The sequence below is a fragment of the Tsukamurella pseudospumae genome (assembly GCF_001575195.1).
GTDB lineage: Bacteria > Actinomycetota > Actinomycetes > Mycobacteriales > Mycobacteriaceae > Tsukamurella > Tsukamurella pseudospumae.
In genome coordinates, this window is sequence record NZ_LSRF01000001.1 from 595,496 (window position 1) to 607,957 (window position 12,462).

At 68.6% G+C, this 12,462-nt stretch carries 12 protein-coding genes; 8 read left to right on the forward strand and 4 right to left on the reverse strand.

The window, feature by feature from the left end:
- The first annotated feature begins 17 nt into the window (after nt 1-17).
- Entirely contained in the window at nt 18-1,067 is a 1,050-nt protein-coding gene (locus AXK60_RS02785; RefSeq protein WP_082777750.1) for an NAD(P)-dependent alcohol dehydrogenase, read from the forward strand.
- 342 nt (nt 1,068-1,409) lie between these two features.
- On the opposite strand, the gene AXK60_RS02790 is transcribed toward AXK60_RS02785, so the two are convergent.
- Genes AXK60_RS02790 through AXK60_RS02800 form a run of 3 tightly spaced genes read right to left on the reverse strand, consistent with a single transcriptional unit; the run spans nt 1,410 to nt 2,968 of the window.
- A complete protein-coding gene (locus AXK60_RS02790) occupies nt 1,410-1,817 on the reverse strand; it encodes a VOC family protein (protein ID WP_068569433.1) in 408 nt (135 codons plus the stop codon).
- A 10-nt stretch (nt 1,818-1,827) separates the two neighbouring features.
- Nucleotides 1,828-2,289, reverse strand: a complete 462-nt coding sequence (locus tag AXK60_RS02795) for a helix-turn-helix transcriptional regulator (RefSeq protein ID WP_068569434.1) — start codon at nt 2,287-2,289, stop codon at nt 1,828-1,830.
- The gene (locus AXK60_RS02800) at nt 2,255-2,968 is read right to left on the reverse strand and encodes a lysophospholipid acyltransferase family protein (RefSeq protein WP_068743410.1); all 714 of its coding nucleotides are present in this window, start codon (nt 2,966-2,968) and stop codon (nt 2,255-2,257) included. The genes AXK60_RS02795 and AXK60_RS02800 overlap by 35 nt, the downstream gene beginning before the upstream one ends.
- Before the next feature lie 121 nt (nt 2,969-3,089).
- On the opposite strand from AXK60_RS02800, the gene hisD reads away from it, so the two are divergent.
- Genes hisD through hisB form a run of 3 tightly spaced genes read left to right on the forward strand, consistent with a single transcriptional unit; the run spans nt 3,090 to nt 6,171 of the window.
- The gene (hisD, locus tag AXK60_RS02805; protein WP_068569435.1) at nt 3,090-4,436 is read left to right on the forward strand and encodes a histidinol dehydrogenase; all 1,347 of its coding nucleotides are present in this window, start codon (nt 3,090-3,092) and stop codon (nt 4,434-4,436) included.
- Entirely contained in the window at nt 4,433-5,560 is a 1,128-nt protein-coding gene (locus AXK60_RS02810) for a histidinol-phosphate transaminase (protein ID WP_068569436.1), read from the forward strand. The genes hisD and AXK60_RS02810 overlap by 4 nt, the downstream gene beginning before the upstream one ends.
- Nucleotides 5,557-6,171, forward strand: coding sequence for an imidazoleglycerol-phosphate dehydratase HisB (gene hisB / locus AXK60_RS02815; RefSeq protein WP_068569437.1), 615 nt, complete (start codon nt 5,557-5,559; stop codon nt 6,169-6,171). Before AXK60_RS02810 ends, hisB begins: the two co-directional genes overlap by 4 nt.
- 54 nt (nt 6,172-6,225) lie before the next feature.
- Here the strand turns inward: hisB and allB are convergent, their stop codons facing one another.
- Entirely contained in the window at nt 6,226-7,575 is a 1,350-nt protein-coding gene (gene allB, locus AXK60_RS02820) for an allantoinase AllB (protein ID WP_068569438.1), read from the reverse strand.
- A gap of 245 nt (nt 7,576-7,820) precedes the next feature.
- Here allB and AXK60_RS02825 point away from each other — a divergent pair, with 245 nt between their 5' ends.
- The 4 genes from AXK60_RS02825 to AXK60_RS02840 are packed head-to-tail and all read left to right on the forward strand — an operon-like array spanning nt 7,821 to nt 12,291.
- Complete coding sequence (locus tag AXK60_RS02825; protein WP_082777751.1) at nt 7,821-9,365, forward strand: NCS1 family nucleobase:cation symporter-1; 1,545 nt, start codon at nt 7,821-7,823, stop codon at nt 9,363-9,365.
- Between the two features lie 11 nt (nt 9,366-9,376).
- Entirely contained in the window at nt 9,377-10,099 is a 723-nt protein-coding gene (locus tag AXK60_RS02830; protein WP_068569439.1) for an aspartate/glutamate racemase family protein, read from the forward strand.
- Between the two features lie 34 nt (nt 10,100-10,133).
- Entirely contained in the window at nt 10,134-11,537 is a 1,404-nt protein-coding gene (gene dctA / locus AXK60_RS02835; RefSeq protein ID WP_068569925.1) for a C4-dicarboxylate transporter DctA, read from the forward strand.
- Nucleotides 11,530-12,291 (forward strand): MTAP family purine nucleoside phosphorylase, encoded by a 762-nt coding sequence (locus AXK60_RS02840; protein WP_068569440.1) that lies wholly within the window; start codon nt 11,530-11,532, stop codon nt 12,289-12,291. Before dctA ends, AXK60_RS02840 begins: the two co-directional genes overlap by 8 nt.
- The last annotated feature ends 171 nt before the right edge of the window (nt 12,292-12,462 follow it).

The following is a 12,462-nucleotide window of genomic DNA, read 5'->3' on the forward strand; positions in this document are numbered from 1 at the left end:
ACTTCGGAGAGCGCACAATGGGACCCATGATCGTCAACGCATATGGGGCCGTGTCCGCCACCGAACCGCTGGAGCCGATGACCGTCGAGCGGCGCGATCCCGGCCCGCACGACGTCCAGATCGCCGTGCGCTACGCGGGCATCTGTCACAGCGACATCCACACCGTGCGCAGCGAGTGGGGGCCGGCGCGGTACCCCGTGGTGCCGGGACACGAGATCGCCGGTGAGGTCACCGCGGTCGGTTCCGAGGTCACGAAGTTCGCCGTCGGCGACCGCGTGGGCGTCGGCTGTTTCGTCGACTCCTGCCGCGAGTGCGCGGCGTGCCTGCGCGGCGAGGAGCAGTACTGCGAGCGCGGCATGGTCGGCACGTACAACGCCAAGGGCCGGGACGGGCAGCCCACGCAGGGCGGCTACTCGACGGGCATCGTCGTCGACGAGAACTACGTGCTGCGCGTCCCGGAGAGCATCGACTACGCCGCGGCGGCTCCGCTGCTCTGCGCGGGGATCACCTTGTTCAGCCCGCTGCGGCACTGGAAAGTGGGGCCGGGCACCAAGGTCGCGATCATCGGTCTGGGCGGCCTCGGGCACATGGGCGTCAAGCTCGCCGCCGCGATGGGCGCCGAGGTCACGGTGCTCAGCCAGTCGCTGAAGAAGATGGAGGACGGGCTTCGCCTCGGCGCCGCGCACTACTACGCGACGTCCGATCCGGACACCTTCAAGGTGCTGCGCAACACGTTCGACGTCATCATCAACACGGTGTCGGCGAACCTCGACATGCACCAGTACTTCGGCATGCTGGCTGTGGACGGCACCCTGGTCGAGGTCGGCCTGCCCGAGAACCCGGTCCCGGTCAACGTCTTCGACCTGACCCGCAACCGCCGCAGCTTCGCCGGTTCGATGATCGGCGGCATCGCGCAGACCCAGGAGATGCTCGATTTCTGCGCCGAGCACGGCATCGGCTCCGAGATCGAGCTGATCTCCGCGGATCAGATCAATGAGGCCTACGAGCGTGTGATCGCCTCGGACGTGCGGTACCGCTTCGTGATCGACACCGCGACGCTCGGTTAGCGCCGGCCGCGCGGGGCGCACGTGTCGTTCGGAAAGGCGATGCGCGCCACGCATACCCATTGTTCTCCCAGCTCAGGGACGTTTTTCGGAGGCGGGGATATGCATGAGGTGCATACCCCCGCTCAGTTCACATAGCGGCCGCGAAGCGCTCTACGCCACTGGTCGGAGGAGGGGTATGCGTTTCCCGCATACCCCTCCTCTTCGAAAGGCCATCTGACCTGCAATTTCGTGGGTATGCACCGTGTGCATGCCCTTTCGGCATGCACCTGCCCTCTCCGCTGCCAGCATGCGCGGTCCTGGGACGCGAAACCCCGTTGGGGAAGCACTGCATACGCGGTCTCGCTACAGCTGATTGATGCGGATCAGGTTGCCCGCCGGATCGCGGAAGGCGCAGTCCCGCACGCCGTAGTCCTGATCCATCGGCTCTTGCACCACGTCGGCCCCCGCACCGGCGACGCGCTCGAACAGGCCGTCCAGGTCGTCCGTCGAGAGCGTGATCGCCGTGTAGGCGCCTTTGGCGATGATGTCGAGCACGGTGGTCTTCTCGTCCTCGGTCAGGCCCGGGTCCATGGCCGGCGGGTGCAGGAGGATCGAGGTCTGCGGCTGCCCGACCGGTCCGACGGTGAGCCAGCGCATGTCCTGGTAGCCGACGTCCTTGCGGACCTCGAATCCGAGCGTATCGCGGTAGAAGCCGAGCGCGGCCTCCGCATCGGTGTGAGGCAGGTAGGCGAGCGAGATCGTGATGTCCATGCCCCACAGGCTATTGCGGCGCGGCGGGCGGCGCTTCTCGATTCCTGACCGGTCTCATCACCTGCCGCGCGAGGCAGGCGGGGATGCCCTCCGCGGCCGCGCTGTGGTCGCGCTTGTACACGCTCGGCGGCACGCCGACCAACTCGGTGAACCGGGTGCTGAAGGTGCCCAGCGATGAGCTGCCGACCTCGAAACACGCGTCGGTGACGGACATGTCGCCCCGGCGGAGCAGCATCATCGCCCGCTCGATCCGGCGGGTCATCAGGTACGAGTACGGCGATTCGCCGTAGACGCGGCGGAACTCGCGGCTGAGGTGCCCGGCGGACAGGTGCGCGCCCCGCGCGAGCTCCTCAACGTTCAGCGGCTGCGCGAACTCCCGGTCGATCCGGTCCCGTACGCGGCGCAGTACCGCGAGATCGCGGGCGCGCTGCGCGGGGTCAGGACTGCGGGCGCCACTTCTTGGCGTACTCATCGACGTACTCCTGACCCGTCAGCGCCTGGATCTCCTGCATCAGCCGGTCCGTCACGGACCGCTCGAGCGCGTGCCGCTCGTCCGGATCCGACGGGATGTCGTACTCGATCGGCTCGATCGGCTTGGCGATCTTCACCTGCACGCGCTCCGCGTGCCAGCTGAAGGGGCCGGGCGGGGAGACCTTGTCGGTGCCGACGACGCCGACGGGGATGATCGGCACGTTCGCTTCGAACGCGATCCGCACGAGGCCGGTGCGGCCGCGGTAGAGCCGGCCGTCGGGGGACCGCGTGCCCTCGGGGTACATCCCGACGAGGCGCCCCTCGGCGAGCAGCTTCTTCGCGGTGTTCAGCGCCGCCGTCGCCGCGTCGCCGCCGGTGCGGTCGATCGGCACCTGCCCGGTCTGCGTGTAGAAGAACTTCTGCAGCTTCCCGGAGATGCCGGGCGCGGTGAAGTAGTCGCTCTTGGCGAGGTAGGAGATGCGGCGCGGCACCACCAGGGGCACGAACAACCAGTCCGCGATCGACAGGTGATTTCCGGCCAGCAGAGCCGGACCGTCGACGGGGATGTTCTCGAGCCCTTCGACGACGGGCCGGTTGATCACGCGGATCGTCGGTCCCACCGAGACGTGCTTGACCAGCCAGTACAGCAGTCCCTGGTCGCCGTGGTTGCTCTCAGCCATGGCCGACAACTTACCGGACCGTCAGGTGGTGCGCGGACCGTCGGTCCCGGCTGTGACGGGCGCCGCAGCGCCCGACGCCCTGGGCGGAAACGGGCTGGCGCGGGACCCATAGAATGAGGTCATGCCTGATCTGCAGCTGACCCGTCTCGACCTGCGTGGTCGCCGCCCGTCGCTCACCGAGTTGCGCGCGGCGCTTCCGCGCGGCGGCGTCGACGTCGACGCCGTGGTGCCGCAGGTCCGCCCGATCGTGGACGCGGTGGCCGAGCGCGGCGCCGACGCCGCCCTCGAGTTCGGTGAGACGTTCGACGGTGTCCGCCCGCCCTCGGTCCGCGTTCCCGCGGCGGCGCTGGAGCGTTCGCTCGCGCAGCTGGATCCGGCGATCCGTGCGGCGTTGGAGACCGCGATCGAGCGGGTCAGGAAGGTGCACTCCGATCAGCGTCGCGTCGATACCGTGACCGAGGTGGTGCCCGGAGGCACCGTCACCGAGCGGTGGATCCCGGTCGACCGCGTCGGACTGTACGTACCCGGTGGCAACGCCGTGTACCCGTCGTCCGTCGTCATGAACGTCGTGCCGGCCCAGATCGCCGGCGTCGGCTCGCTCGTCGTGCTCTCGCCCGCGCAGAAGGACTTCGACGGTCTGCCGCACCCCACGATCCTCGCCGCCTGCGCGCTGCTCGGCGTCGACGAGGTGTGGGCCACCGGCGGCGCCCAGGGCATCGCGCTGGCCGCGCACGGCGGCACTGATCTCGACGGCGCCGAACTCGCCCCCGTCGACCTCATCACCGGTCCCGGCAACATCTACGTGACGGCCGCGAAGCGGCTCTGCCGCGGTCTCGTCGGCATCGACGCGGAGGCCGGGCCCACGGAGATCGCGATCCTCGCGGACAACACCGCCGATCCGGTGCACGTCGCGGCCGACCTGATCAGCCAGGCCGAGCACGACGTCATGGCCGCGTCCGTGCTGGTCACCACGTCGTCCGAGCTCGCCGACCGCGTCGACGAGGCGCTGTCCGCCCAACTCGAGGTCACGCGCCACCGCGAGCGCGTGGACACCGCACTGCGCGGCCCGCAGTCCGGCACCGTCCTCGTGGACGGCATCGACGAGGGCCTCGACGTGGTCAACGCCTACGCCGCGGAGCACCTCGAGATCCAGACCGCGGAGGCGCGCGCGGTCGCCGGCCGCGTCCGTGCCGCCGGCGCGATCTTCGTCGGCCCGCACTCGCCGGTGAGCCTCGGCGACTACGCCGCGGGCAGCAACCACGTCCTGCCCACCGCCGGTTGCGCCCGGCACAGCTCGGGGCTGTCGGTGCAGACCTTCCTGCGGGGAGTGCACGTCGTCGAGTACGACGAGGCCGCGCTCAAGGACATCGCGGGCACCGTCGTCACCCTCGCGAACTCCGAGGACCTGCCGGCGCACGGCGAGGCCGTGCGGCTGCGCTTCGAGTCGCTGAAGGGTGGGAACGCGTGACCCCGCTTCCCGGTGAATCGGTGACGCTGGACCAGCTGCCGATCCGCGACACGCTGCGCGGCAAGGAGCCCTACGGGGCGCCGCAGCTGCCGGTGGCCGCCGCGATGAACACCAACGAGAACCCGCATGCGCCGAGTCCCGCGCTCGTCGCGGACATCGCGAAGGCCGTCGGCGAGGCCGCCGCCGCGATGAACCGGTATCCCGACCGCGACCTGGCCGCGCTGCGGAACCGGTTGGCGGAGTACGTGACCGAGCGGACGGGCACCGTCGTCGGTCCGCAGAACGTGTGGGCGGCGAACGGCTCCAACGAGATCCTGCAGCAGGTGCTGCAGGTGTTCGGCGGTCCCGGTCGTACGGCGATGGGATTCGTGCCCAGCTATTCGATGCACCCGATCATCTCGGACGGCACCGACACGCACTGGATCCCGGGAAAGCGGACCGCGGACTTCGCGCTCGACGTGGACTACGCCGTCGGTGCCATCGACGAGCTGCGGCCCGACGTGCTGTTCCTGACCAACCCCAACAACCCGACCGGGCACCTCATCGCCGAGGATGACCTGATCCGGATGATCGAGGCTGCGCCGGGCATCGTCATCGTCGACGAGGCCTACGGGGAATTCAGCTCGGGGCCGTCCGCGGTGCGCCTGCTGGACCGCTTCGGCGGCAAGCTGATCGTCAGCCGCACGATGAGCAAGGCCTTCGCCTTCGCGGGCGGCCGGGTGGGTTACCTCGTTGCGGCGCCTGCGATCGTGGACGCCATCCAGCTGGTGCGCCTTCCGTATCACCTGTCCGTGTTCACGCAGGCCGCCGCGATCGCCGCGATCGATCATCGCGCGGAGACCCTCGCGTCCGTCGCGCACCTGTCCGCCGAACGCGACCGGATCGCGGCGCGGCTGCGGGCCCTGGGCTACCAGGTCATCGAATCGCACGCGAACTTCATCCTCTACGGCGGCTTCGCCGACGAGGCCGCCGCCTGGCGTACCTACCTCGATGGGGGAGTCCTGGTGCGCGACATGCACATCCCCGGGTTCCTCCGCGTGACGGTGGGCCTGGACCACGAGAACGACGCCTTCCTCGCGATCAGCGAGAAGCTGGCACCGAAGAACGACGGAGACCGCTCATGACCGATCGCATCGCCCGTATCGAGCGCACGACGCGCGAATCGTCCATCGTCGTCGAGCTGAACCTCGACGGCACCGGGAAGACCGAGATCTCCACGGGCGTGCCCTTCTTCGACCACATGCTCACGGCGTTCGGCCAGCACGGCAGCTTCGACCTGACCGTGCAGGCCAAGGGCGACATCGAGATCGACGCCCACCACACGGTGGAGGACACCTCCATCGTGCTCGGTCAGGCGTTCGCGGAGGCGCTCGGCGACAAGCGCGGCATCCGCCGGTTCGGCGACTGCTTCATCCCGATGGACGAGACGCTCGCGCACGCGTCGGTGGACGTCTCCGGCCGGCCCTACGCGGTGCACACGGGCGAGCCCGAGTACCTGGTCAGCTCGGTGATCGGCGGCTACCCGGGGGTCCCGTACTCGACGGTGATCAACCGCCACGTCTTCGAGTCGCTCGCCATGAACGCGCGCATCGCGCTGCACGTGCGGGTGCTCTACGGTCGCGACCCGCACCACATCACCGAGGCCGAGTTCAAGGCCGTGGCCCGCGCCCTTCGCGCGGCCGTCGAGCCCGACCCGCGGGTCACGGGCGTACCGTCGACCAAGGGAACGCTCTAACCCCACGTTCCGGGGGCCGACGGTGCGCCGCCGGCCCCGGGACGCGTCGGCCTACTAGGCCTCGCCGCGCCGGATCAGGTTGCCGTGCGGGGTCTCGAAGTCGACCTTCTGTCCGCGCAGCCACGTGTCCTTCACGACGCCGGCGAGAGCCTTGCCGTCGTACGGCGAGATGGCGTTCTTGTGATGCAGGTGGTGGACGTCCACGACCTGCGCGGCCTCGGGCTCGAAGATCGCGAAGTCCGCGTCGAAGCCCAGGGCGATCCGGCCCTTGCGCGTCATGCCGGCCAGCTTGGCGGGGTTCGCGGACATCCACTCGAGCACCTGCTCGAGGCCGATACCGCGGCGCTTGGCCTCGGTCCAGATCAGGGACAGACCGAGCTGCAGCGAGGCGACGCCGCCCCACGCGACACCGAAGTCGCCGTTCTCGACGTCCTTGAGGTCGATCGTCGAGGGGGAGTGGTCGGAGACGATGCAGTCGATCGTGCCGTTCTGCAGTCCCTCCCACAGCAGCTCGCGGTTCGACGCCTCGCGGATCGGCGGGCAGCACTTGAACGCCGTCGCGCCGTTGGGGATCTCCTCCGCCAGCAGCGTGAGGTAGTGCGGGCAGGTCTCGACGGTGAGCTTGACCCCGTCGCGCCGCGCGCTCGCGATCATCGGCAGTGCGTCCGACGAGGACAGGTGCAGCACGTGCGCGCGGGCGCCGGTCCAACGGGCGCGCTCGATCACGTCGGCGATCGCCTTGTTCTCGGCCCCGCGCGGGCGGGAGGCGAGGAAGCCCGCGTACTCGGCTCCGGTGGGCTCGGGGGCGTGGTCGATCGAGCACGCGTCCTCCGCGTGCACGATCATCAGGGAGTCGAAGGTGGCCAGTTCGGCCATGTCCTCCTGCATCTCGTCCACCGTGAGCGCCGGGAACTCGTCGACGCCCGAGTGCAGCAGGAAGCACTTGAAGCCGAACACGCCGTCGTCGTGCAGGCCGCGCAGCTGGTCCTTGTTACCCGGCACGGCACCGCCCCAGAAGCCCACGTCGATGTGGGCCTTGGGCCCGGCCACCTCGCGCTTGAGGCGCAGGGCCTCGCGGTCGACGGTGGGCGGAATCGAGTTGAGCGGCATGTCGACGAGGGTGGTGACGCCGCCGGCGGCGGCTGCCTTGGTCGCGGACTCGAAGCCCTCCCAGTCGGTACGACCGGGCTCGTTCACGTGCACATGGGTGTCGACGAGTCCGGGGATCATCACCTGGTCGTCGCGCAGTTCGATGACCTCCCGGCCCGTGAGGCCGTTTCCGAGCGGCTCGATGGCGACGACGCGGCCGTCGCGGATCCCGACCTCGCGGGCGACCGTCCCGGCGGTGGTCACGATGCGGCGGCCGCGGACCACCAGGTCGTACTCGGCACTGTCCGTGCTCATGCAGGTTCTCCTTCGCTGGAAATTCCGTGTCGCGGAATTTCGTCTCGATCCTGGGGCCACACTAGGTGTGACCTGCGCCACTAGTCAAGATCCAAGTTTCCGCCGTGTGAGGATCTTATTCCGACATGCGACATCCCTCTTGACAGAGCCGCTGGTATAGGTCTTACTTATCGCTACCAGTGGAAGAACAGTTCCGCACAACGGAATGAATTCGAGCGGTCAGCCAGCAGGAACGAAGGCCCAGCATGACAGAAGAACTCACCCCCCGCGCAGGCGCGCCGGAGGCGAATCCGATCCGACTCGGGGACGCCGCGGTCACCGACCTCCCGGACGTGGACGCGCTGAACCGGCTCAGCGACGGCCTCTACAACCGGGATCTCGCTCCCACGAAACGTACCGGTCGTACCTGGGGTGGCTACAACATCTTCACCCTGTGGGCGAACGACGTGCACAGCCTCGGGAACTACGCCTTCGCGATCGGCCTGTTCGCGCTCGGCCTCGGAGGATGGCAGATCCTCCTCGCGCTCGGCCTCGGCGGCGTGTTCCTCTTCCTCCTGCTGAATCTGTCCGGGTTCATGGGCGAGAAGACGGGTGTGCCCTTCCCGGTCATGAGCCGCATCTCCTTCGGCATCCGCGGCGCGCAGATACCCGCGCTCATCCGCGGCGTCGTCGCGATCGCCTGGTTCGGCATCCAGACCTATCTCGCGTCGGTCGTCCTGCGCATCATGATCGTCGCCGTGATTCCGAGCGCCGACACGCTCGATCACAACCGCTTCCTCGGTCTCTCGACACTGGGGTGGATCGCATTCGTCGTGCTCTGGGTGATCCAGCTGGTGATCGTGAGCTACGGCATGGAGATGATCCGCAAATACGAGGCCTTCGCCGGCCCCGTCATCCTCATCACGATGGCGGCCCTGGCCATCTGGATGTTCGGCAAGGCGGGCTGGTCGATCGCCTGGACCACGCCCGAGTCGAAGACCGGCCTCGACATGTGGCTGCAGATCGTCGGCGGCGCCAGCCTGTGGGTCGCCATCTACGGCACCTTCGTCCTCAACTTCTGCGACTTCACCCGCAATGCGAAGTCCAAGAAGTCCATCGTGCGGGGCAACTTCTTCGGCATCCCCCTCAACATGCTGCTCTTCGGTGGCATCGTGATCACCCTCGCCGGGGCGCAGTTCAAGATCAACGGCCAGGTCATCGAGTCGCCGGCGGACATCGTCAAGACCGTCCCGAACACGCTGCTGCTGGTCCTCGCGTGCCTGGCGCTGCTCGTACTGACCGTCGCGGTCAATCTCATGGCGAACTTCGTCGCGCCGATCTACGCGCTCAACAACCTCTTCCCGAAGCAGCTGAACTTCCGGCGCGCCGGCCTCATCTCCGGTGTCATCGGCATCGTCATCCTGCCGTGGAACCTCTACGACTCGCCCGCGGTGATCACCTACTTCCTGGGCGGCCTCGGCGCTCTTCTGGGCCCGCTCTTCGGCATCGTCATGGCCGACTACTGGCTGATCCGCAAGTCCAAGGTCAACGTGCCGGACCTGTACTGCGACCTGCCCGACGCGCCGTACTACTACCGCGGCGGCGTCAACCCGCGCGCCGTGATCGCCCTGATCCCCACCGCCGGTGCGGCGCTCCTCATGGCATTCGTTCCCGCGTTCCACGTCGTCTCGAACTACTCGTGGTTCATCGGAGCCGCGCTCGGCGCGATCGTCTACCTGCTCGTGGCCGACCGCAAGGGCCCGTTCGTCGACGTCTCCGGCGAGCCGATCGCCGTTCCCAGCAAGCACTAGGAGCACCCGCCATGCGCATTCTCGTCGCCAACGTCAACACCACCGAGTCCATGACCGCGGCCATCGCGGAATCCGCCCGGTCCGCCGCGTCCCCGGGGACCGAGATCATCGGCATCACACCGCGATTCGGCGCGGACTCCTGCGAAGGGAACTTCGAGTCCTACCTCGCGGCGATCGCCGTCATGGATGCGATCACCCGGTACGAGGGCCCGTACGACGCCGTCATTCAGGCGGGCTACGGCGAGCACGGCCGCGAGGGCCTGCAGGAGCTGCTCGAGGTCCCGGTCGTCGACATCACCGAGGCCGCGGCGTCGACCGCGATGTACCTGGGGCACAAGTACTCCGTGGTCACCACCCTCGACCGCACCGTCCCGCTCATCGAGGACCGGCTCAAGCTGGCCGGTCTCGACGCACGGTGCGCCTCGGTCCGGGCCTCGGGTCTCGGCGTGCTCGAACTCGAGTCCGAGCCCGAGCGCGCCGTCGAGGCGATCGTCTCCCAGGCCCGCGAGGCGGTCGAGCGCGACCACGCCGAGGTCATCTGCCTCGGCTGCGGAGGCATGGCCGAGCTCGAGGAGAAGGTGTCGGCCGCAACGGGAGTCCCCATCGTCGACGGTGTCCGCTCGGCCGTCACGATCGCGGAGGGGTTGGTCCGCATGGGACTGCGCACCTCGAAGGTCCGGACGTACGCCACCCCGCGACCGAAGGTCGTGACCGGCTGGCCGATTCAGAGTTGACACAGACCCCATGCCCGACACGAAGGGAACGACCATGAGCACGACTGCTGCGCCGACCAAGAAGCCCTGGTACAGATCGTTGTTCGTGCAGGTGCTCATCGGCATCGCCGCGGGCATCAGCACCGGCATCTTCTTCCCGGACTTCTCCCACCACCTGGCTCCGCTGGGCCAGGGCTTCATCAAGCTCATCAAGATGCTCGTCTCGCCGCTGATCTTCCTCGTCGTGGTGACGGGTATCGCGAAGGTCGGCAGCATGGCGGCCCTCGGCAAGATCGGCGCGAAGGCGCTGCTCTGGTTCACGGTGTGCACGACCTTCGCGCTCGCGTTGGGCCTGCTCGTCGGCAACGTGGTGCGGCCCGGTGCCGGACTGCACATCGACCCGGCGACGCTCGATGCGAGCGCCATCGATGCGCAGACGCACGGTGAGAAGTTGCCCGGCGGCGTCGACTTCGTCATGAACATCATTCCGACGTCGGTCGTCGACGCGTTCGCGAAGAACAACCTGATGCAGGTGCTCCTGTTCGCAGTACTCTTCGGTGTCGCCCTGGCCGCGATCAGCGAGAAGGTGCAGCCGATCCTGCTCGAGGTGATCGATCAGGCGATGCACGTGATCTTCCGCATCGTCAGCTACATCATGTACCTGGCCCCGATCGGCGCCTTCGGCGCGATGGCGTTCACAGTGGGCAACTACGGCGCGAGTTCGCTGGCGTCGTTCGGCATGCTGGTCGTGGCCTGCTACGGCGCGGCGATCGTGTTCATCCTCATCCTCTCCGTCGCGGTGCGGCTCATCACCGGCGTGAGTACGTGGAAGTTCCTCAAGTACTGCCGCGAGGAGTTCATGCTCGCGCTCGGCACCGGCTCGTCCGAGGCCGTGATGCCGTCTGTGATCAAGAAGCTCGACGCCGCCGGCTGCGACCGCTCGGTCGTCGGCCTGGTGATCCCGACCGGCTACTCGTTCAACCTCGACGGCGCCGCGATCTACCTGTCGCTGTCGATGATGTTCCTCGCCCAGGCCGTCGGCGCGGATCTCAGTGTGGGGCAGCAGATCGCGATCATGGGAATCCTGATCCTCAGCTCCAAGGGGATGGCCGGCGTTCCGGGTTCGGCGTTCGTCGCGTTGTCGGCGACCGCCGCAGCCGTCGGAGCATTCCCGGTCGCGGCGGTGGCGCTGCTGCTCGGTGCGGACCGTCTGATGGATTCCATGCGCGTCGCGACGAACCTCCTGGGGAACTGTCTCGCGACCTTCGTGATCGCGCGCTGGGAGGGCCTCCTCGACACCGAGAAGATGAAGGCGGTCCTCGAGGGCACGCTGGTCGTCGACGATCCCGATGACGTCCGTGCACACCCCGGTCACGGCACCGCGGCGTTCCCGCCGCGCGCCGACGCGGTGACCGTCGCCGATGGCGTCACCGATCCCGAAGGAGCGAAGAATGTCTGAGTCCACCGCCGCCCACGCAGAGGGTGCAACGGTCGCCATCCTCGGCAGCTGGGGCTACTACGGACTGTTGGACGACGCGCGCTCCTACCCGGTCGACACGCCGTACGGTCGCCCGTCGGACGACGTCGTCATCGGCACCGCACACGGTCGACGCGTGGCGTATCTGACGCGGTCCGGGCGCGAGCGGAACATCCCGCCGCACCGGATCAACCACCGCGCCAACATCTGGGCGCTGCACCACCTCGGGGTACGGCACATCTTCGGCGCCACCCCCGCGGGGGCGTTCGATCCGTCGATCGGCGTGGGCACCGTCGTGGTTCCCGATCAGCTCGTCGACCGGACCGGCGTCACCGACGACACCTTCCACGACGACGAGGACGTCCGCGTGTCCTTCGCGGAGCCCTTCGCCGCGGACACGCGCGAGGCGGCGATCTCGGCGCTGCGCGAGCAACGCTGGGTGGTGGCCGACGGCGGCGTGGTCGTCGCGATCCGCGGCCCGCGGTTCTCGACGACCGCGGAGTCCCGGTGGTACGCCGCGCAGGGCTGGGACGTGGTCTCGACGACGCCCTATCCGGAGTCGGTCCTCGCCCGCGAGCTCGGCATGGGCTACGCCTGCGTCGCGTTGGTGACGGACCACGACGTCATCGCCGAGACGCCGTGGCCGGTCAGCCAGGAGCAGGTGGAGCGGACCCTCGACGCGAACACGATGCGCCTGCGAGAGGCCCTCGTCCGGGCGGCGGCCGCGCTGTCCTGACCGGTTTCCGCGTACGACGGTGCCGCCTCCCGGAATCCGGGAGGCGGCACCGTCGTACTGCGTTGCGCCCCAGGATGTTGCGCGGCCGCCCCGCCGAGATCCGGAACACCCGACCACGCTCCCGCGGGGGTTGTTCAGCCGGTAGTGGGTTGCAACCCCCGAGTCCGTGAA